The organism is Luteimonas colneyensis (assembly GCF_014836665.1).
GTDB lineage: Bacteria > Pseudomonadota > Gammaproteobacteria > Xanthomonadales > Xanthomonadaceae > Luteimonas > Luteimonas colneyensis.
In genome coordinates this window covers 508,209-528,509 of record NZ_JACSQJ010000002.1, presented here as the reverse complement: position 1 = coordinate 528,509, position 20,301 = coordinate 508,209, and the positions used below count along the sequence as shown (strand labels likewise).

Here is a 20,301-nt window from a genome sequence, read left to right as displayed (position 1 = left end):
GTAGCGCGGCCTAACAATGCGTTCAAGCCGACACCGCATCGGGGCGCAAACCACATGGCAAAGAAAGCTTGCCATGTGCTTCACGCCCCGCTGCGGCGCGGCTTAACTTAGGTGTTAGGCCTTGTTTCCCGCACTGTTGCTGCCAGGTTCCAGGCGATCTGTAGCGCCGCGCTGATCCGCAGCGTTTGCACCTCGCACGCGCGGTGCGGGCGTCGGCAGTCAGCCCTGCAACAACTCGGCTTCGGCCAGGCGCGACTCTCGGCAAGATTCGACCCGCCGCGTCGGCTTCGGGCAGTGCGCGGTGAGGGTTCTTGGCCGCGCGACTTGATCTTCTAGGCTTCGCTCGCGCCACGCGCCAGGTCGAGCTCTCCAGCAAGACTTGTTGTACTGTTCTGCTCATGGGTTGGGCCGTCGCGGGTCGGGCATAAGTGCCGGGCAGCGGCGGCCTAACAAGTCGTTCAAGCCGAATCCGCTTCGTTACGCAAAACACATGGCAGGTAAAGCTTGCCATGTGTTTCGCTTCACTACGCTGCTCGGCTTAACTCTGGTGTTAGGCCGCTCGGAGGCTTCGATGCTCATCTACACGCAGATGCCCAAGCTCGGCACGAATATCATGCTAGTGCTGGGCATCCCTTTCTATCTCTGGGCAGTTTTCGTAGGACTCATGGCGGCCTCGTGGTTTCCTGGCGCCACACTTGTCATCCTCTCCGCAGCGTTCTTCCTCTACACGTTCATCTATTCCAAGGCGCTCAGATTCTTTGTGCACCGGGTCTATCCGCGGAGACCAGTGTGGCACTTCGTCACGGGGGCCCTCGCCGTACAAGGCCTCCTACTGCTCGGTACCTTTTTCGGTGTCGCGGCCTAACAATGCGTTCAAGCCGAACCCGCTTCGTTACGCGGCCCAGGCGGCAGGTAAAGCTTGCCACCTGGTCCACTCCACTGCGCGGGTCGGCTTAACTTAGGTGTTAGGCGCTGGAAACTGTCATGGCGAGCTTGAAATGGGACCGGACACAATGGCGCTGACTCGGGCTGACCTTGAGACAGACGGTTTGCTCAAAGCGAGAATGTCTCTAGGTCATGTCATAAATGACTCTCACCCACTCTCAGCTCAAGAGTACGAGTTGATCGGGAGATTTGTTCAGACGTACTGCTTCGCCGACCTTGAGTCGCGGCGAGTGATCAACCACCTCACTCACATCAGGAAGGGCGTTCCGACCGAGTTCGCGCTAAAGCTTAATGACAAAGACGCGCTGGATCACCTCATGGCCTGCGCTGAGACCTGCACTTGGAATCTTGATTTGGCGGAGGGGATCCGGAAGGCTGCAGAGATCCTCGTGCAGCATCGCCACCTCCGCCATATGTTCGCGCACTGGGCTGGCCGGCGGGTTCTTGGTCATGACGCCTTGATTTTTTTCACGGCGAGCCTAAGCAATCAAAAGATTCCGATGGACGCAGTGAAGTTTGAGGAGAACGATGAGGCGAACATGCAGTACGGACTCATGCCCGTATCTAACGTTCGTGAAGAGCTGAAGAAGCTCGAGGGGCATGTCAAGTACTTAGCGGCGATGGCTGCTCAACTGGAGGCCAGAGCGGAACAGATTGCAGAGCAATTCGCTCAAGACGTAGCGGACGGCAAGCTCTTGCTTAAGCCTTACAACGTTGGCGGCGGGCGCGCCTAACAATGCGTTCAAGCCGAAGCCGCTTCGTTCCGCAAAGCACATGGCAGATACAGCTTGCCATGTGCTTTGCTCCACTACGCGTCTCGGCTTAACTTAGGCGTTAGGCGGCTATGGAAGGAATTCTCTACTTCGCAGCAGTTCTCGCCGTGGCTTTGGGCGCGGCCCATTCGTTCCTCGGGGAACGGTACATTCTCAGCCGTCTGTTTCGCCGCAATGATTTGCCCAAGCTATTCGGCAGCTCGGAGTTCACGACGCGAACGTTGCGCTTTGCCTGGCACATCACCACGGCCGCATGGTTCGGCTTTGCTGCACTCTTAGTGCATGCGGGTCGCGGTGACCTCACGATGTCCGGCATGCTCCAGATCATCGGGCTAACCTTCGTTGTGTCCGGGGTCCTGCCGTTGCTTCTCACCAGGGGCAAGCACTTGTCGTGGCTGGTACTGTTCGTCATCGGCGGCATTGCACTCTGGTGCGCCGCCTAACAGTTCATTCAAGCCGACGCCGCTTCGCGGCGCGGCTTAATTCAGGTGTTATACCCCATGACCAAAATTGATGGCGTTGTTGAAACGTTTGTTGCTGGCTCCGGCCCCAGCACGTGGTTCTCTTGGATTGAGTGGTTGGGTTTGACCGCAGGTCTCTATCTCCTTGCCGTAAAGGCGCCGAATAGCTTTTCCTTCTGGACGTTGTTCGTGCTCGGAACGATCAGCTACGTGATTGTGGCTTCTAAGGCCGTCCTGCACTGCGCTAGAGGAACAATCGCCGCCCTGAATCACTGTGCATTGCTTCAACGCCACCCACATATCGGATACGCATGCGCAGCACTAATTCCGCTTTGTGTTCTTGGCTTGATTGTATATGCAGTAACCCAACTAATACTCGCGCATGGGGTATAACAATTCGTTCAAGCCGAAGCCGCTTCGCGGCTCGGCTTAACTCAAGTGTCAGGCCTTGTTTCCCGCACTGTTGTTGCCTGGTTCTAGGCAATCGGTAACGCCTCGCTTGCCCGCAGCTTTTGCACCTTGCACGCGCGGTGCAGGCATCGGCAGTCAGCCCTGCAGCACCTCGGCTTCGGACAGGCGCGACCCTTCGCAAGATTCGACCTTCCGAATCGGCTTCGGTCAGTGCGCGGTGAGAGTTCTTGGCCGCGCGCGTGGTGCGCTTCGGCAGCACCAAACACGGCGCTTGTTGTACTGTTCGCCTCAGGGGTTGGGCTGTCGCACGTCGGGCGCAGGTGCCAGGGAACGGCGGCCTAACGAGTCGTTCAAGCCGATGCCGCTTCGCGGCACGGCTTAACTCTGGTGTTAGTCCCATCAATGAATAATCCGACATCAGACACAGAGTTCAAGCTTTGGGCGGAGGCTGATCCGCGCCAGAAGTCGTATGTAGTAGAGATTCTCCACTGGTTTCACTATCGCCAGAATAGGCTCAAAGCGTCTTGGAAACAGGAAGAGGTTCTTACTTGGGAGTTGCTGCGTGCTCTGGATGTTCTTCCCCAACGTCTGTTCTTGCGTCCACTCTTGGATCGCATCGCGGCAAGTAGCAGTCAAGCGGCTGCTGCGGTTCGCCAACTCGGAGAGGGTAGAGTCAAAGTCACGCCATACCCTAGTCTTGAGCTTCCCGGGAGCAAACGAAACTGCAAATCTGACATTGGACTCGGATTGGCCGGACGGCCAAACATTTGGATCGAGGCCAAGACTGCCAGGTTCAAGGCATCGGATTTGGAGGCGCAACTAAAGCAGCAGCAAGCAGCCATGGCCTCACTGCTAACGGATACGCCCAACGTCCTCGTCACCTTGGTGCCTACACCTCGCGCATTAAGCAGTTTTGCCAACTTGGCTTGGGATGACGTTCTTGATGCGCTCCAATGCTGTGATCGCAATCTGCCGCTTGCGATTCCGGATTCGGATCTCTCACATGGTTACCGTCTACTTGCGTTGGAATTGGCTAACCGGATCGAGTCACACCCGAATCGAGCAAAGGGATGGGTCTAACATTGCGTTCAAGCCGAAATTGCATCGCTACGCCGTCCATATGGCAGGTACAGCTTGCCCTATGGCCAGCTACGCGCTGCAATTCGGCTTAACTTGAGTGTTAGGTGTCACACGGAGGCACATGCGCACTAAACCTGAGCAGACGCGGCGTAAGTACATCGGCAGCGGTATGGTCGTCGGCGTAGCCGTAGGAGCGGCTCTCGGCGTGGTCTTCGGCAATCTGGCTCTCGGCATGGGTCCGGGCATCGCAATTGGGACTGCCGCTGGCATCGTCGCAGGCAATCGCGCATTCGCTCGACAGTCTGCCGCAGAGCATAGGCATGATGCCTAGCGCGTCACTCAGGCCGAACACCGCTCCGCGGCGCGGCATAACCCTGGTGCTGGATCCATGACGAATATTCCCGGCGCTCTACTATCCGTGGCAATGTTCCTGACGGCTCCGCAGGTCTTGGCAGTGGACAAGAGCCATCCGGACTCACCCGAGTTCGATCCCGTTGCAAGGATGAAGCGCTTCGACCCGAGTTGGGAGCCACCCGACGTCTCGGCGGAGGACGTAGCAAAGCACCCTCTGGGAAGCTGGGAGAATCCGGTTCGGACCCACGGCCCGACTGGTCAGAAGAGGTATCTTGCGAAACTGACCTGCCCCAACGGGGAGCGTCCTGGATACAGGCGCGTTGGTAGCCGGGACGGGATCTATGGCTTTCATGTGGACGGATTCGAGGTCCTCTGCGGCAAGCGGATTTCGCTCATTTACATGGACCTGTATCACCCCAACTACATCGAGAATTCGCCGGTGCCCGGCTTCGGACTTGCGCCGGCTGGATCTGACTGATCACTGAAGCCGCCGCGTGCGGCGCGGCTTGACCTGGGCGTTGGAGCGACAGGTAGGTGTGGCATGAAAAAGCAGAAACCTCTCTCCACAAAGAAGCCGCCGGAGCCCGACGAGAGCCACCGGACCATAGCTGACTGGATGTCGGATACCAGGCCAGCACTGACTCCCATTGTGAAGAAGCTGGACCAGCTGATTCGCAGGCAACTGGCCAGGCCGCGTTACGCCGTGAAGTGGGGGAAGGCGTATTACGGGGCAGAAGATCATGGCTGGTGCATGGAAGTCGTTGCCTACGATGTTTCTGTCAATGTGGTTTTTCTCAACGGCAGCCAGCTTGATCCACCGCCAGAGCTTGGCGATGAAACGCGCTACGTAAAGATCCGGAGCGTTGAAGAGTTGGAGTCTTCCGAGCTCCGCAGCTGGATCATGCAGTCCTGCAGCATGTCAGGTTGGGGGTGGTAGGTACTGGTGGATCCAACCGCCGAGCGCGACAGCCCCGGTCCCACGGAATACCCTCCGCTTCCCGCGCCCTCTGCCCTGGGGGTCTCGAGAACTCGCCATGTTGCGGCGGCTCATCGATTTGCAGAGCGCGCGCTCTGCGTCGACGGCAGGCCGGAGTGAGAGTGGTGTCGTTGCCTCGATCCCGGTTCGAATCGGGACGTCAAGAATGCCCGTTCCCCGCAACCCGCGGCGAGGAGGCGCGGCATCGATGCTGTTTCCGGGCGTTGGTCAGCCCCCGCCCTGTTCCGTGCGGATCAGTTCCGACGTGTCGTACCCCTGCGCACGCGCCTTGCCCACCAGCGCTTCGTACTGCTCCGGCGTCACGCGCTTGTCGCGGGTCAGGAACCACAGGTACTTGCGGTCCGGCGTGCCCACCACCGCCCACCGGTAGTCCGGATCGAGGTCGATCACCCAGTAATCGCCCCAGACCGCCGGAAGAAACGAGAGGAAGGCCGGGGCGAAGCGCACTTCCAGCTTCGAGGTGCTCCCATCGACCTTGCGTGCGATGCCGCGCGATTCGATGCGCTCGCCCTCGTCGGTGTCGCACTGGTTGACCACGTCGATGCGGCCGTCGTCGCGCAGGGCGTACTCGGCCGTGGTATTGGCCACGCAGTTGCGCTGGAAGAACAGCGGCAGGTGCGCCTGCTCGTACCAGGTGCCGGCATAGCGCTCGAGATCCACGCTGGCGACCGCCTGCACCTCCTGGCTGCGCGCGGCGGGCGGCTCCTCGGGCTGGGTGAGGGCGACGCCCGGCGCTGCAAGCAGCGCAAGGATGGCGACGAGGCTGCCGGGACGGGACATGGGGAATTCCTGCGTGAATGGGCGCTCTGGATCGCACAGCCGCCGTGTCGGGCGCATGAAGCCCGCGCGCTGTGCATGGCGCGGCCGCGGCCCTACCATCCGGACACGCCGCCCGGGGCGGGGGGACGACGAAGGGAATCGCGATGAGACTGGCTGGCCGTATTTACGACTGGAACGACGACAAGGGCTTTGGCTTCGTGACGCCAACTGGCGGCGGTACGCGGGCCTTCGTGCATATCAACGCCTTCCAGCGCGGCTCGCGCCGGCCGGTGGGTGGCGACCTGGTGTCCTACCTGCCGGACGTGGACGGGCGCGGACGCACCAATGCGAAGGAGGTCCGGCACGCGGGGCAGAAGATCGCGGTGCCGCGCCAGCCGTCGCGGGTGCCGCGCGTGGCGCTGGGTTGCGGGGCACTTCTGGCGGCGGCGGTGGCCGGTGCAATGGGCTGGCTGCCGTTGGCTGTGGTGGGCTGGTACGCGGCCGCAAGCCTGGTGACGCTGGTGATGTACCGCATCGACAAGTCGGCGGCGCAGGGCGGGGGCCGGCGTACGCCGGAAGCGACGCTGCACATGGCCGGACTGGTGGGCGGCTGGCCGGGCGCGCTGCTGGCGCAGCAGCTGTTCCGGCACAAGACGGTGAAGCAGCCGTTCCAGGCGGTGTTCTGGATGACGGTGGCGCTGAACCTCGTGGCGCTGGGCTGGCTGGTCCGCGCAGGCCGGGCGACGGGGTTGGCCGCTTTGATGGGCGGGTGACACGCGGGAGGCGCGCGACGCGATGGAATGCTCGGCCACTTTCGGGAATTCACGAGGCCGCGCCGGCATGTCCGTCGCGCCCTGCAACGGGCCCGTTGACAGCCGCACCGCATGATCCGCCGACACCTGGAGCTCATGCGCCGCCTGTTCGATGCGGCCGCCCGACAGGGCTTGCCGATCTGGCTCGGCGGCGGCTGGGCGATCGACGCGCGCCGGGGCTGCGTCAGCCGCGAGCACGACGACATCGACCTGACGTTTCCCGCCGAACGGGAGGCCGCATTCCTCGCGCTGCTGTCCGGCCTCGGCGCGCGCGACAGGCAGGACACGGACTATGGATTCCTGTTCGACGTGGACGGCATCCTGCTGGACTGCGAGCCGGCGCGCTGGAACGGGCGTGCCTACGTGATCGACGGCGCGCCCGGGGACGCCTGCCCGGACGCGCCGGAAGGCGAGCTCGCGGGCATGCGCCTGCGCTGCAACAGCTGGGCGGCCATCGCCTGGGATTATTTCCACTACGCGGCCGAGGTGCCGGCCGCGGAATGGCCTGCAAAGCACCGCGCATCCTGGGCGCTGGTCCGCGCCGCACTGGGGCACCGGGAGCTGGAACGGCTCCGTATGATCTTCGATGCGGACATTCGCCGCGACGCGCACGGAGCCCCCATGCCACGCCACGAGAAGATCAATTACGTCGAGTTCGCCTCGCTGGACCTCGCGGCCAGCAAGCGCTTCTTCGCTTCGGCCTTCGGCTGGAGCTTCGAGGACTACGGCCCGGACTACGCCGCGTTCTCCGACGAGGGCCTGGACGGCGGCTTCTTCCGCGCGGAGGCGGCGGGCCGCACGGAGCGCGGCAGCGCGCTGGTCGTGCTGTACAGCGATGCGCTCGAGGCCACGCTGTCCAAGGTCGAGGCCGCGGGCGGCGAGGTGGTGAAGCCGATCTTCGACTTCCCCGGCGGCCGGCGCTTCCACTTCCTCGAGCCCGGCGGGAACGAACTGGCGGTATGGGGCGAGGCCGCGGCAAAGGGGGATGTGCCATGAACCATGTCGATCTGGTCGCGCTGCTGGCGGTGGCGCAGCTGGTGTTCTTCGGGGTGCTGGTGGGGCGGGCGCGGGGCCGGTACGGGGTGAAGGCGCCGGCGACCGCGGGCCACGAGGGCTTCGAGCGCGCCTACCGCGTGCAGATGAACACGCTGGAGCTGATGGTCGCCTTCCTGCCGGCGTTGTTCATCGCGGCGAAGTACTGGCCGCCCGCCTGGGTGGCGGTGGCCGGCGCGGTGTACCTGGTGGGCCGGCTGGTCTACTGGCGCAGCTACACGGCGGCGCCGGCCAGCCGCGGGCTGGGCTTCGCGCTGTCGATGATGCCGATCCTGGCCCTGGTGATCGGCGGCATCGCGGGCGCGCTGCGCGGCGCGGGTGGCGGCTGACCAGCCTCATGGACAACGCCGCCCCCATCACCTTCTCGGTCCGCTACCGGCTGGGCGAGTACCTCCGCTTGGTCACCGAGCATGGCTTCGACAGCGACGCGACGCTGCTGGAGCAGCTGGTCCGCGATTCCATCGCGCAGGTGCGGAAGCGCCACGGCTGAGCGCGCCGGGCGGCGTGCACCTTGCCGCCCTGTTCACGCAAAGGCCGCTTAGCGTGGCGGCTTCGCCTTCGACAGGACGCCGCAATGCACAGGATCACCGGGAAACAGCAGTTCATCGGCCTGGTCGGCTGGCTGGTGGTCACCGGCATCGCCGCCTTCGCCGGCAGCATGGCCTCGCGCCGGTCGGAAGAGGTCTACGGGCAGCTGGTGCAGCCGTCCTGGGCGCCGCCGCCGGAGGTGTTCGGGCCGGTGTGGACGGTGCTCTACATCCTGATGGCGCTGGCGGCGTGGCTGGTGTGGCGCCACGGCGGCTTCGCCCACGCGCGCACGGCGCTCTCGCTGTATCTGGTGCAGCTGGTGGTCAATGCGCTGTGGAGCTGGCTGTTCTTCGCCTGGCAGATGGGCGCGGCGGCACTGCTGGACATCGCGCTGATGTGGATGCTGGTGGTGGCGACGGTGGTCGCGTTCTGGCGCCACAATCGCCTGGCGGCGCTGCTGCTGGTGCCGTACCTCGCGTGGATCAGCTTCGCGGCGATGCTGAACCTGCGGCTGTGGCAGATGAATCCGTCAGTGCTGGGCTGAAACCCGAGGAGAAACCCATGGAAACGCAGGAACTGCACCGCGGCCGCCTGATCGACCACCTGCAGCTGGTGGTGGCCGACCTGGCCGCATCGAAGGCGTTCTACTCCGCGGTGCTGGACGCGCTGGAGGTGCCGATGGGCGGCAGTGGCGACGACTGGTTCTGGGCCGACGAGCTGTTCGTCTCCTCGCGCGACAGCGAGGCCGCACAGGGCGCGCTGACCGGCCGCCACCATCTCGCGTTCCAGGCGCGCGACCGGGCGATGGTCGAGGCCTTCCACCGCGCGGCGCTGGCCAGCGGCGGGCGCGACAACGGCGCGCCGGGCGAACGCGCCTACCACCCGGGCTACTACGCGGCCTTCGTGATCGATCCGGACGGCAACAACATCGAGGCCGTTTACCACGGCGAGGCCCGGCGCAGCGCACCGTCAGTGCAGATCACGTTCTGACCCGTCCGCAGGGTTCGACCGCATTCACGCCTATGGCGACACGGCCGAAGACCACGCGCTGCTCGCGATCGCGCACGAGCGCCACTACCGGTGCATGTCGGCCCACGAGTCCCTTCCTGCGCACTGACCCACGGCCATGGCAGATCCCCTGCTTTCCGGAACGCTCTCGACTCCACGCCTGCACCTGCGTCCATGGCACGACGACGACGTCGAAGCGGTCTTCGCCCACGCGGCCGATCCGGAGTGGTCGCGCTACCTGCCCGTGCCGATGCCCTACGCACGCGGCGATGCCGAGGCCTTCATCGCAGTGCAGCGCGGACTGGACCCGGCGCGCCACGTGTCCTGGGCGGTCACGCGAGACGGCGTCCTGGTCGGCGGCATCAACATCCGCATCGACCCAGCCAACCGGCTGGGCGAACTGGGCTACTCGGTGGCGCGGCCGGCGTGGGGATCCGGCATCGCGACCGAGTCCGTGCGCGCCGTGCTGGATGCCGCCTTCACCGCCCTGCCGTGGCTGGACCGCGTCCGCGCCATGGCCGACCTGCGCAACCTGGCCTCGCAGCGCGTGATGGAGAAGGCCGGTCTGCGGCGCGAAGGCGTGCTGCGCCACAACCGCGTGGTGCGCGGCGAGTCGATCGACGAAGCCTGGTACGGGATCCTGCGCGACGAGTGGCTCCGCCGCCGGGATTGAGCCCCGACGGCGAAACCCGTCGACTCAGAACTTCAGCCCCACGCGCGCGTAGAAGAACCTCCCCGGCAGGTCGTAGGTGGACGCGTCGTAGCCGTTGAGCGAGCAGCTCAGGCAGATCGGCGGGTCCTCGCCGGTGACGTTGTTCACGCCCAGCGTCACCCGCAGGCCGCGCATCCAGGCGTCGCTGTTCCAGGAGGCCTGCAGGTCGTGGAACGTGGTGGCGTCGAGCACGTTGAGGTCGTTGGCGCTGTCGCCGCAGATGTCGAAGCCGTTGGCGCCGCCGCAGGATTCGCGCAGTTCGCCGATGTAGCGCAGGCTCCAGGCCAGCGACCACGGGCCCTGGCTCCACTGCGTGGTCAGGCTGGACGTCCACTCCGGGATCGCGCTGTCGTTGACCTCCACGCCCGGGCCACGGGGCTCGGCCTGGCCGGACTCGTTGACCAGTTCGAAGCTCGATACGAAGGTGGTCTTGGCGTCGAAGCGCAGCTGGCCCCAGTCCTGCATCGGCAGCAGCCAGGACAGGCTCGCGTCCCAGCCGGCGGTGCGGATGGTGCCGAGGTTGTCGAGGATGTCGTCGAACCGGATGATCTGGCCGCGTTCGCTCCGGTCGTACGAGGCGCAGGAGAACGGATCGGCCTCGAACACGCAGCGTTCGAGGATGGCCTGGGCGTCGGGCGCCTGGATGGCGTCGTCGATGGTGTGCTTGTAGAACGTCAGCCCCAGGTCCAGGCGCTGCGACCAGGCGGTATCGCTGGCGAATGACGGACTGAAGACCGCGCCCAGCGTCAGGCTGCGGCTGGTCTCCGGCTGCAGGTCGGCGTTGCCCGAGGTGACCACCGAGATCTGCGAGTTGGTCTGCACGTAGTCCGCCGGCACGCCCTGCGCCACGCACTCGGGGCGCACGGCGTTGGCGGGGCCGGAGCAGGGATCGACCAGGGTGGCGTCGAAGCGCGACAGCGTGCCGTACAGTTCGCCGATCGAAGGCGCGCGGAAGCCCTGCGCCCAGGTGCCGCGCAGCACCAGTTCCTCCGCCACCTGCCAGCGCAGGCCGAACTTGCCGGTGCTTTCGCCGCCGAAGGTGGAGTAGTCCGAATAGCGACCGGCGATGCTCATGTCGAGCGCGCTGCCGCGCTCGGCGTTTGCGTACAGCGGCACGGCGAGCTCGGCGTACACCTCGTTGACGTCGTACTCGCCCGAGGTCGGGCCCGAGGGGACGCCGTTGTACTCGCCGGCCACGGTGATCGGATCCGGCCGGTAGGCGCCTTCGTACTTGCGGTACTCGTAGCCGGCGGCGAAGCCGAGCGGGCCGGCTGGCAGCTGCGCCAGCGTACCGGTGAGGTTGGCCGAAGCCAGCGTCAGCGAGTTCTCGCTCTCGTCGCGCACCACCGGCTGGATGAAGGCCAGCATCTCCGGGGTGATGGTGCCGGCGCCGCCGAACACGTTCAGCGGCACGCAGCCGGCGATCGCGGCGCAGGCCGCGGGATCGCCCAGGGCCTCGTTGATGCGGCGCAGGTTGTAGCTGCCGGTGTTGGTCTGTTCGGCCTGGCTTTCGCTGCGCACCACGTTGATGTCCCAGTCCCAGGGACGGGCGCCGACGTTGAAGGTGCCGTCCAGGCCCGCGGCCACGTACCAGGTCTCGACGTCCTGCTGGTAGCGGCGCGGTCCGCCTTCCACCGGCCGGCGGCCGAGCAGGAACAGGTTGGCGTCGGGGCCGACGGTGGTGAGGTCGAAGCCGAAGGGGTTGTACGGATTCAGCGCCGAGATCACCAGCGTGCTTTCACCGTAGGGGTTGTAGATACCGGCGTCGGTGCCGAGGAAGAACGGCTCCGGCGCGGCCTGGTTGGCCGACTCGCGGTCGTTGTACAGCGCGCGCACGTAACCGCCCAGGTTGTCGTTGAACGCGAAGCGCACCTGGCCGAACACGGTCTTGCGCTCGGACGGCGTCAGCAGCAGGTTGTAGGGCGCGAAGTTGAAGCGGTCGGCGGTGGCGAAGCAGTGGAAATCGTCGGTGCGCGCGCAGCCCTGCCCCGGCGTGAAGCCCGGCGCGTTGGCGCCGGTGTTCGGCGTGATGTCGTGCACCAGCCCGGTGTTCGGGTCCATGAACACGAAGCGGCCCTGCGGCGTCGCCGAACTGCCGTTGGCCAGCCCGGTGCCCGGCACCGGCACGGAGGCGGGACCGTATTCCAGCGACGACACCTCCTCCTGCTTGAAGTACGACGCGCCGACGAACCACTGCAGACGGTCGTTGCCGCCGCCGTAGCCCATGTCCGCGCCCCAGGTGTCGCCGCCGAGGTCGTCGTAGGTGCCGTAGTGCAGCTCGATGTCGCCACCCTGCACGTCCTTGCGGGTGATGATGTTGACCACGCCGGCGATGGCGTCGGAGCCGTAGATCGACGACGCGCCGTCTTCCAGCACTTCGATGCGGTCGACCAGCGCCAGCGGGATGGTGTTGAGGTCGACCGCCGAGCCGACGCCCGAGCCCGAGGATTCGTTGACCCAGCGGATGCCGTCCACCAGCACCAGCACGCGCTTGGGGCCCAGGTGGCGCAGGTCGACCGTGGCCGCGCCCGCGCCCACGCCGCCGCCGTCGGGCGGGAAGCCGAAGTTGCCGCTGGAGTTGAACTTGGTGTTGAGCCCGGCGCCGCTGGCGGTGAGGTTCTGCACGATGTCGGCCACCGACTTGAAGCCGGTGCGGTCGATGTCCTCGCGCGTGAGCACCTGCACGGGGACGTGGGTCTCGAGCTCGGACTGCTTGATGCGGGAGCCGGTGACGGTGACCGAGTCCAGCGTGGTGGGATCGGTGGACTGCGCCGACGCGATTGCGGGGGCGGTCAGGGACAGCGCCGCGCAGACGGCGGCCGCAAGCAGGCAAGGCGGGGGCAAGGCCATGGGGCTCTCCTGGTGAACTGGTGCCGGCCCGTTGCCCCCGTGCCGTCGGCGGCCCAGTTGTAAACAAACGGTAAAGCGCGGGCAAGTCCCCTCGGCCTGGCGGCGGCTCAGCCCTGCAGCACCAGGCTCAGCCCGACGCCCACCAGGAACAGCGCGAACACCCGCCGCAGCGCCGGCCCACTGATGGCGTGCGCCAGCCGCGTGCCCCATGGCGCGGCCAGCACCGAGGTCACCGCGACGCCGATCGCGGCCGGCAGGTAGACGTAGCCGATCGCGCCGCCCGGCAATCCGCCAGGCGGGGCGTTGAGCGCATAGCCCAGCGCGCTGCCGATCGCGATCGCCACGCCGCAGGCCGACGATGTGCCGACCGCGCGCACCGGGCGCACGCCGCGCCAGACCAGCAGCGGCACGGTCATGCTGCCGCCGCCGATGCCGACCACGGCCGACAGCGCGCCGATGCCGGTGCCGGCGGTGGTCATCGGCAGGCCGGTGGGCACGACGTCGCGGCCGCTGTCGGTGCGCGCGCCGCCGAAGGCCATCTGCGCGCCTGCGAGCAGGCAGTAGCCCGCGACGATCCAGCGCAGCACCATGCCCTCCAGCCCCACCGCCACCTGGCTGCCGAGCCAGCCGCCGGCCAGCAGCCCGGGCAGCATCCAGCGCACCGTCGGCCACAGCACGCTGCCGCGCCGGTGGTGCGACCACGCCGACGACAGCGCGGTGAACACGATGCTCGCCATCGAGGTCGCGAGCGCGGCGTGCATCGCCAGGTCGGCGGGCACCCCCTGCAGCGGCAGCAGCCAGGCCAGCGCGGCCACCAGCACCAGGCCACCGCCGATGCCGAGCAGGCCGGCCAGCACCCCGGCCACCACGCCCAGCAGCGGAAACATCCAGAACCCTTCGATCACGCGTGCTCCTGCAGCATGGGTGCAGGACCCATTCGATATAGTCCCTGCATGCTACCGCCCCCCCGCTTCCTGCTGTCCGCGGCGCTCGCGCTGTACCTGTCCGCCTCCGCCGCCGCGCTCGCGCAGGTCCGGCCCGACGACGATCTCGCGCGACGCGCGCTCACCGCCGCGGAGATCGGCCAGCCGATTCCGCCGCTGCGCGCCGACCACCCGTTGCAGGGCTGGATCGGCCACGCGCGACTCAACCGCGACATCGGGACCGTCACGCCGGCGCAGGCGCAGGACTTCCTCGACCGCCACCGTGGCCAGGCCGTGGCCGCCACCTTCCGCGCCGCCTGGCTGGCGGAGTTGGCGAAGCGCAAGGACTGGGTGACGTTCCGCGCCGCGTGGGTGCCCGGCACCGGCACGGCGACGCTGGCCTGCCACGAACTCGAGGCGCGGCTGCGCACGGGCGCGGCGGATGCGGCGTGGACCAGCGAGGTGCAGGAGCGCTGGCGCGGCGCGGGGCGCTCGCAGCCCGACGCGTGCGATCCGGTGTTCGCCGCACTCGCCGAGCGTGGCGGCCTCGGCGAGGCCGAGCGCTGGGCGCGGATCGAGGCCGCGATCGCCGAGGGCGAAGCGGGCGTGGTGCGCAGTGCGGCGCGCGGGCTCCCCGACGCCCAGCGGCGCCAGGCCGAGGCCTATGCCGCCTACCTGTCCGCGGCCGACGCGAGCGCCGTGTCCTGGCCGAAGACCGCGCGCAGCCGCCTGGCCGCGTCACACGGGCTGGCGGCGCTGGCGCGCTCCAATCCCGACGCCGCCGAGTCGCTGCTGCCGCAGGTGGCGCAGGCGCTGCAGTTCACCGACGCCGATCGCAACCGCGTGCTGTACCAGGTCGCGCTGTGGACCGTGGCGTCCTACCACGACGGCGGCGCGCGCCGGCTCGCGGCCGTGCCCGAGGCCGCCTACGACGAACGCCTGCACGAGTGGCGCGTGCGCGAGGCGATGGCGCGATCCGACTGGCGCGCGGCGCTGGCCGGCATCGAGCGCATGGGCCGCGCGCAGCGGTCGCAGTCGCGCTGGACCTATTTCGAGGCCCGTCTGCGCGAGCTGACCGGCGACCGCGCGGCGGCCCGGCCGCTGTACGCCGCCGCCGCGCGCGACGCCGACTTCCACGGCTTCCTCGCCGCCGATCGCATCGACCAGCCCTATGCGCTGTGCCCGCTGGAGCACGGTGGCAGCGCGGCGGACAGGGCGGCGGTGGCCGCAGACCCGGCGATGCAGCGCGCGATGGCGCTGTTCCGCATCAACCGCGCCGGCTGGGCCACGCGCGAGTGGCAGGACGCGCTCACGCGCTTCAGCGACCGCCAGCGCCACATCGCGGTGGAGATCGCGCAGGACAACGGCTGGTTCGACCGCGGCGTCTTCGGCCTGGTCAACGTCGGCGGCGAGCGCAAGCCCGAGGAGTTGCGGCTCTACACCCTGCGCTTCCCGCTGCACCACGAGCAGCTGATCCGCGCGGAGTCGGCCCGCAACGGCCTCGACGCCGCCTGGGTGGCGGCGGAGATCCGCGCCGAGAGCACGTTCAATCCGCGCGCACGCTCGCCTGCCAACGCCCGCGGGCTGATGCAGGTGCTGCCGGAAACCGGCGCCGGCGTGGCGCGGCGCCTGGGCATTCCGTGGTCCGGCGCCGAGGCGCTGTTCGACCCGGCCACCAACGTCCGCATCGGCACCGCCTACCTGCGCGAGATGAAAGAGAAATACACCCTGCCCTACGTCGCCATCGCCGCCTACAACGCCGGCCCCACGCCGACCGCGCGCTGGCAGTCGCAGCGCCCCGGCATGGACGCCGACTTCTGGATCGAGACCATCACCTACAAGGAAACCCGCGACTACGTGGCGCGCGTGCTGGCCTTCAGCGTGATCTACGACTGGCGCCTGCGCGACAGGCCGGTACCGGTGAGCGATCGCATGCTGGGGCGCACGGCGGCCGTGCGCACCACGTTCGCGTGTCCGGCCCCTGTAGGAGCAGCTACAGCTGCGACCCGGGCTGGCCGAACACCGGTCGCGGCTATAGCCGCTCCTACAGGGGGAGCGTGAGGTGATGGGTGAGGTGTACCTCGTTGGCGGCGCGGTGCGTGACCGGCTGCTCGGGCTGCCGGCGGGGGATCGCGACTGGGTGGTGGTCGGTTCGACGCCCGACGCGATGCTGGCCGCGGGCTTCCGCGCGGTCGGCCGCGACTTCCCGGTGTTCCTGCATCCCGACACCGGCGAGGAGCACGCGCTGGCGCGCACCGAGCGCAAGTCGGCGCGCGGGCATCGCGGCTTCGTGGTCGACGCCGCGCCCACGGTGACGCTGGAAGAGGACCTCGGCCGCCGCGACTTCACCATCAACGCCATCGCGCAGCGCGAGGACGGCAGCCTGGTCGACCCCCATGGCGGCGAACGCGATCTCGAGGCGCGCGTGCTGCGCCACGTCGGCCCGGCCTTCGCCGAGGATCCGCTGCGCGTGCTGCGCGCGGCGCGCTTCATGGCGCGCTTCGCCCCGCTCGGCTTCACCGTCGCCGACGAGACCCGCGCGCTGATGCGCGGCATGGTCGAGGGCGGCGAGCTCGCCGAACTGGTGCCCGAGCGCGTCTGGCAGGAGCTGGTGCGTGCGCTGCGCTCGCCGCGGCCCTCGGCCTTCCTGCGCACCCTGCATGACTGCGGCGCGCTGGCCGCGGTGCTGCCCGAAGTCGATGCGCTCTACGGCGTGCCGCAGCGCGCGGAGTACCACCCCGAGGTCGACACCGGCGTGCACGTCGAGCTGGTCTGCGACATGGCCGCGACGCTGGCGCCCGGCGACGACGAAGTCGGCTTCGCCGCGCTGGTGCACGACCTCGGCAAGGCGCTGACGCCGGCCGACGAGCTGCCCAGGCACATCCAGCACGAGCAGCGCGGCGTGCGTCCTGTGCGCGAACTGTGTGAGCGCCTGCGCGTGCCGGCCGCACACCGCGACCTGGCCGTGGTCGCCTGCCGCGAACATCTCAACGTGCACCGCCTGGGCGACCTGCGCGACCAGACCGTGCACGACCTGCTGGCGCGCTGCGACGGCTTCCGCCGTCCGGAACGCATCCGCCGCCTGGCCACCGTCTGCGAAGCCGACAAGCGCGGCCGCGCGGGGCTGGAGGACCGGCCCTATCCGCAGGCCGACGAACTGGTGCGCCTGCGCGACGCCGCCGCCGCGGTCACCGGGGCCGACATCGCACACCTCGGGCTCGAGGGCCCCGCATTCGGCGAGGCGCTGCGCAAGGCGCGCATCGCCGCGATCGGTCGCGTGCGAACGCTGCGGCGCGACACGGCCTGACCACCCTGCGCCGCGCGCGACGCGGCGCGATCAGCGCGCATGCCGCTCAGCCGCGCGTGGGCGGGACCAGGCGCGCTTCGATCCGCAGCAGCAGGTCGTGCAGCGGCGTCAGCCGCGTGGCGAGCCCGGCGACCACGCCCAGCGTATTGGCCAGTGCGTCCATGCGGTCGGCCATGCGCGCGAACGCCATCGCCCCCTGCGCATGCTCCAGGCCGATGCCCAGCAGCACCAGGCCCAGTCCCGCGCCCAGCAGCGACGGCCAGCGCGCGAACAGCTGCACCGCGCTGGCCGCGAGCGCGAAATAGGCGAAGAAGTGGTGCAGCTTGTCGCTGCCCGGCGCGTCCGGCAGGTCCACCGCCGGCATCAGCGAGAACGCCACGACCGCGGCGATCGCCAGGCACCACAGCACACACCAGGCCCAGGGCCAGCGCAGCGGCTTGAGCGAACGCCCGACGCGCGGCCGGTGGCTCACAGCCGGAAGCTCAGGTCGCCGCCGAGGAATGCCGCCTCGAAGGGCACGCCGCGCTCGAAGCCCATGGCCTGGAAGCGCTCGCCCATGGCGCTCGGCAGGGTCAGCTGCTGCACCTGGCGGCGCAGGGCGAAGCGCGCGGTGTCGTTCGATGCCCGCGCCTCCTGCGCCTCCAGCCGCTGCTGCAGGCCGTTGCCGATGAGGAAGGCGGCCTGGCTGTTGTAGCCGGCGAACTCGAAGCCGGCGCCGGTGCCGGCCTCGGCCAGCGCGGTGAAGTCGACCGACGCGGTGATGTCCTGCAGGCCCACGCGCGCGAACACGTCGTCGACCACGTGGTGGCGGTGGAAGGCGCGCAGCGTGCCGCGGTCGCGCGTGGGCGCGTAGTACTCGCGGCGCGGATGGCCGTAGTCGATGAACAGCATCGCGCCGGACTGCATGCGGCCCATGACCGCCTGGATCCAGTACGGCAGCTGCGGCAGCAGTTCGGAGCGGTAGCCGTCGGCGAAGGGGACGCCGAGGTCACGCTCGACGTGGCGCACGGCCGCCTCCATCAGCGCGTCCGCGGGCACTTCGACCACGCGGAAGCCGTCGCCGGCGCTGGCCACGCCCTCCTCGCGCACTTCGCCGCCGCGGATCACGAAGCGCGGCGTCGGCAGCGCGTCGATCACCTCGTTTGCGAACAGCACGCCGCTCCACTCCTCCTCGCCGAGCGGACGGTCGAGCCACTCGACGCGCGCGTTGAGCGCTTCGGGCAGGCGTTCGCGCAGGCGCTCGCGCTGGCGCTCGCGCAGGTCGGCGCTGGGCTCGAGGATGGCGTAGCGCGCGGGCATGGCGCCGAGCGCGTCCAGATGCAGGATCGCGGCTTCGGCGAAGGCGCCGCTGCCGCCGCCGATCTCGAGGAACACGGCGCCCTCGCCCACCGTGCGCAGCGGCGGCGCCAGCGCCTCGGCCACGCATTCGGCGAACAGGCTGCCAAGCTCGGGCGCGGTCACGAAGTCGCCGGCACGGCCGAACTTGGTGCTGCCGGCGCTGTAGTAGCCCAGGCCGGGCGCGTACAGCGCCAGCTCCATGAAGCGCGAGAACGGGATCGCACCGCCGGCATCGGCGATCACGGCGTGGATCAGCTGGCGCAGGCGGTCGCTGTGGGCCTGCGCCGCGGGGTCGAGCGGGGGAAGCGGCATGGGGATTTCCGTGGCGTGCGCGCGACAGGATACGGAAAGGCGCGCCGGGGGACGTTATCGTGTCCCGTCACCTGTTACGGAGCCGCTCATGCCCGGAGGCCACCCCGTCGCGCTCGTCACCGGCGCCGCGCGCCGCGTGGGCGCCGCCATCGCGCGGCGGCTGCACGCGGCAGGCTACGACCTGGCGCTGCACTATCGCGGTTCGGCCGGCGAGGCCACGGCGCTGGCCGCGGAGCTTGATGCCGCGCGCGCGGGCAGCGTGCTGGCGCTGCAGGCCGACCTGGCTGAGTTCGACCGCCTGCCGGAACTGGTGGCGCGCACTGTGGGCCGCTTCGGCCGCCTCGACGCGCTGGTCAACAACGCCTCGGGCTTCGAGCCGGCCGCGTTCGGCGGCATCCATCCCGCGCACTGGGACGCGATGATGGCGGTGAACGCGAAGGCGCCGTTCTTCCTCGCCCAGGCTGCGGCGCCGCACCTGCGCGCCGCGCGCGGCGCGATCGTCAACCTGTCCGACGTCTACGCCCGCGCGCCGCGCGCCGACCTCGCGGCGTATGCCGTGAGCAAGGGCGCGCTGGAGGCGGCCACGCGCGCGCTCGCGGTGGCGATGGCGCCCGAGGTACGGGTGAACGCGGTGGCGCCGGGCGCGATCCTCTGGCCCGACGCCGGCATCGACCCGGCGCTGCAGGCGCGGCTCATGGCGATGACGCCGCTGGGCCGCACCGGCACGCCGGAGGAAATCGCCGGCGCGGTGCTGTGGCTGCTGCGCGACGCGGGCTACACCACCGGCGGCGTGCTGGCGGTCGACGGCGGCCGCCACCTCGGCTGAGGCGGCGGCCGGCCGGCGTCAGCGCTTCGGCGCGAACGCGTGGGCGATGTCCGTGCCCTGGAAGGCCGGCGGCAGCTCGTGGGCCACCGCATAGCGGTACAGCACGGCCGAGTAGATGCCGGTCAGCGCCGCCTGGTACACGCCCAGCAGCAGCACGGCCAGCAGGCAGAGCAGGCCGACCACGATCGCCAGCGCGAACGAAGCCTGCGCCGCCAGCACCACCAGCAGCACCGAGGCCAGCACCGCGCCCGTGGTCAGCAGTCCGAAGGCGGCACCGATGCCGAGCTGGCCGACGGCGTTCTCGCCCCAGGTGCGCCTGAGCAGCGACACGCTCTGCTTCAGCGCGTCCACCGGGCCGATGTCGCGGCTGACCAGCACCGGCACCACCAGGAAGGTCGCGAGCGTCCAGGCCATGCCCAGCCCGCTGCCGACCAGGCGCACGATGAAGTTGTTGTCCTTGCCCTTCAGCGCCTGCAGCAGCACGCCCACGGTGGCGGCGATGGCGGCATAGCCGAAGATCGCGCCCAGCCGCGAACGCGCCGCGGCCAGTCCGTCGGAGAGCGTCGGATCGCCGCCTTCCAGGCGGATCATCGCCGCGCCCACCAGCGCGCAGTTGAAGAAGATCATCACGCTGTAGGTGCAGAAGTAGAAGGCGAAGCCGACCAGCGCCCCGCCCAGGCTCCAGCCGTCGGCGAACAGCCGCAGCGCGAAAGTCGGCAGCGCGAAGGTCGCCAGCACCATCAGCGTGGCCAGCCCCGACAGCACCGGGAACAGCATCAGCTCGCGGTCCGAGCGCAGCACCGCGGCGCTCGCCTTGACCATGTCCCAGCTGCGCGAAAACCTGTCGAACAT

The 20,301-nt window shown here is 68.6% G+C and carries 22 protein-coding genes and 1 pseudogene; 17 read left to right on the top strand and 6 right to left on the bottom strand.

The annotated features are described in order from the left end of the window. Window positions 1–571: 571 nt before the first annotated feature. The 6 genes from H9645_RS06605 (at window position 572) to H9645_RS06585 (ending at window position 4,961) form a co-directional block, all read left to right on the top strand. Window positions 572–865: a hypothetical protein gene (locus H9645_RS06605; protein WP_191728903.1), complete on the top strand. Its 294-nt coding sequence runs from the start codon at window positions 572–574 to the stop codon at window positions 863–865. Window positions 866–1,175: 310 nt separating this feature from the next. After that, entirely contained in the window at window positions 1,176–1,679 is a 504-nt protein-coding gene (locus tag H9645_RS06600) for a hypothetical protein (RefSeq protein WP_191728902.1), read from the top strand. Window positions 1,680–1,789: 110 nt separating this feature from the next. Further along, window positions 1,790–2,161, top strand: a complete 372-nt coding sequence (locus H9645_RS06595) for a hypothetical protein (protein WP_191728901.1) — start codon at window positions 1,790–1,792, stop codon at window positions 2,159–2,161. A gap of 1,630 nt (window positions 2,162–3,791) precedes the next feature. Then, window positions 3,792–4,001 carry a glycine zipper domain-containing protein gene (locus H9645_RS14440; RefSeq protein WP_484497234.1) on the top strand — a complete coding sequence of 70 codons (210 nt, stop codon included), beginning with the start codon at window positions 3,792–3,794 and terminating at the stop codon, window positions 3,999–4,001. Window positions 4,002–4,058: 57 nt separating this feature from the next. Beyond that, window positions 4,059–4,502: a hypothetical protein gene (locus H9645_RS06590; protein WP_191728900.1), complete on the top strand. Its 444-nt coding sequence runs from the start codon at window positions 4,059–4,061 to the stop codon at window positions 4,500–4,502. Window positions 4,503–4,565: 63 nt separating this feature from the next. Next, entirely contained in the window at window positions 4,566–4,961 is a 396-nt protein-coding gene (locus H9645_RS06585; protein WP_191728899.1) for a DUF1801 domain-containing protein, read from the top strand. 267 nt (window positions 4,962–5,228) lie between these two features. Here H9645_RS06585 and H9645_RS06580 read toward each other — a convergent pair whose 3' ends face one another. After that, window positions 5,229–5,801, bottom strand: a complete 573-nt coding sequence (locus H9645_RS06580; protein ID WP_191728898.1) for a lipocalin family protein — start codon at window positions 5,799–5,801, stop codon at window positions 5,229–5,231. A 143-nt stretch (window positions 5,802–5,944) separates the two neighbouring features. On the opposite strand from H9645_RS06580, the gene H9645_RS06575 reads away from it, so the two are divergent. The 8 genes and pseudogenes from H9645_RS06575 (at window position 5,945) to H9645_RS06540 (ending at window position 9,854) form a co-directional block, all read left to right on the top strand. Continuing rightward, window positions 5,945–6,553, top strand: coding sequence for a DUF1294 domain-containing protein (locus H9645_RS06575; protein ID WP_191728897.1), 609 nt, complete (start codon window positions 5,945–5,947; stop codon window positions 6,551–6,553). A gap of 111 nt (window positions 6,554–6,664) precedes the next feature. Further along, window positions 6,665–7,177 (top strand): annotated as a pseudogene (locus H9645_RS06570) (nucleotidyltransferase domain-containing protein); the annotation flags it as partial. A 36-nt stretch (window positions 7,178–7,213) separates the two neighbouring features. After that, a complete protein-coding gene (locus H9645_RS06565; RefSeq protein WP_191728988.1) occupies window positions 7,214–7,588 on the top strand; it encodes a VOC family protein in 375 nt (124 codons plus the stop codon). After that, window positions 7,585–7,974 carry an MAPEG family protein gene (locus tag H9645_RS06560; protein ID WP_191728896.1) on the top strand — a complete coding sequence of 130 codons (390 nt, stop codon included), beginning with the start codon at window positions 7,585–7,587 and terminating at the stop codon, window positions 7,972–7,974. The genes H9645_RS06565 and H9645_RS06560 overlap by 4 nt, the downstream gene beginning before the upstream one ends. An 8-nt stretch (window positions 7,975–7,982) precedes the next feature. Next, entirely contained in the window at window positions 7,983–8,135 is a 153-nt protein-coding gene (locus tag H9645_RS06555; protein ID WP_191728895.1) for a hypothetical protein, read from the top strand. Window positions 8,136–8,219: 84 nt separating this feature from the next. After that, window positions 8,220–8,717 (top strand): TspO/MBR family protein, encoded by a 498-nt coding sequence (locus H9645_RS06550; RefSeq protein ID WP_191728894.1) that lies wholly within the window; start codon window positions 8,220–8,222, stop codon window positions 8,715–8,717. A 17-nt stretch (window positions 8,718–8,734) separates the two neighbouring features. Further along, window positions 8,735–9,163, top strand: a complete 429-nt coding sequence (locus H9645_RS06545; RefSeq protein WP_191728893.1) for a VOC family protein — start codon at window positions 8,735–8,737, stop codon at window positions 9,161–9,163. A 136-nt stretch (window positions 9,164–9,299) separates the two neighbouring features. Continuing rightward, window positions 9,300–9,854 (top strand): GNAT family N-acetyltransferase, encoded by a 555-nt coding sequence (locus tag H9645_RS06540; protein WP_191728892.1) that lies wholly within the window; start codon window positions 9,300–9,302, stop codon window positions 9,852–9,854. Between the two features lie 24 nt (window positions 9,855–9,878). Here H9645_RS06540 and H9645_RS06535 read toward each other — a convergent pair whose 3' ends face one another. Further along, window positions 9,879–12,743, bottom strand: a complete 2,865-nt coding sequence (locus H9645_RS06535; RefSeq protein WP_191728891.1) for a TonB-dependent receptor plug domain-containing protein — start codon at window positions 12,741–12,743, stop codon at window positions 9,879–9,881. Between the two features lie 107 nt (window positions 12,744–12,850). Then, window positions 12,851–13,648: a sulfite exporter TauE/SafE family protein gene (locus tag H9645_RS06530; protein ID WP_318240504.1), complete on the bottom strand. Its 798-nt coding sequence runs from the start codon at window positions 13,646–13,648 to the stop codon at window positions 12,851–12,853. A 48-nt stretch (window positions 13,649–13,696) separates the two neighbouring features. Here H9645_RS06530 and H9645_RS06525 point away from each other — a divergent pair, with 48 nt between their 5' ends. Both H9645_RS06525 and H9645_RS06520 read left to right on the top strand, forming a co-directional pair. Next, complete coding sequence (locus H9645_RS06525) at window positions 13,697–15,727, top strand: lytic transglycosylase domain-containing protein (protein ID WP_191728890.1); 2,031 nt, start codon at window positions 13,697–13,699, stop codon at window positions 15,725–15,727. Between the two features lie 4 nt (window positions 15,728–15,731). Next, window positions 15,732–16,973 carry a multifunctional CCA addition/repair protein gene (locus H9645_RS06520; RefSeq protein ID WP_191728889.1) on the top strand — a complete coding sequence of 414 codons (1,242 nt, stop codon included), beginning with the start codon at window positions 15,732–15,734 and terminating at the stop codon, window positions 16,971–16,973. Window positions 16,974–17,019: 46 nt separating this feature from the next. Here the strand turns inward: H9645_RS06520 and H9645_RS06515 are convergent, their stop codons facing one another. Together H9645_RS06515 and H9645_RS06510 are read right to left on the bottom strand one after the other, a co-directional pair. Further along, on the bottom strand, window positions 17,020–17,445 hold the full coding sequence (locus H9645_RS06515; RefSeq protein WP_318240503.1) for a VanZ family protein: 426 nt from the start codon (window positions 17,443–17,445) through the stop codon (window positions 17,020–17,022). Beyond that, the gene (locus H9645_RS06510; protein WP_191728888.1) at window positions 17,442–18,623 is read right to left on the bottom strand and encodes a class I SAM-dependent methyltransferase; all 1,182 of its coding nucleotides are present in this window, start codon (window positions 18,621–18,623) and stop codon (window positions 17,442–17,444) included. Before H9645_RS06510 ends, H9645_RS06515 begins: the two co-directional genes overlap by 4 nt. Window positions 18,624–18,711: 88 nt before the next feature. Here H9645_RS06510 and H9645_RS06505 point away from each other — a divergent pair, with 88 nt between their 5' ends. Further along, complete coding sequence (locus tag H9645_RS06505) at window positions 18,712–19,449, top strand: pteridine reductase (RefSeq protein WP_191728887.1); 738 nt, start codon at window positions 18,712–18,714, stop codon at window positions 19,447–19,449. An 18-nt stretch (window positions 19,450–19,467) separates the two neighbouring features. On the opposite strand, the gene H9645_RS06500 is transcribed toward H9645_RS06505, so the two are convergent. After that, window positions 19,468–20,301 carry a DUF6159 family protein gene (locus H9645_RS06500; RefSeq protein ID WP_191728886.1) on the bottom strand — a complete coding sequence of 278 codons (834 nt, stop codon included), beginning with the start codon at window positions 20,299–20,301 and terminating at the stop codon, window positions 19,468–19,470.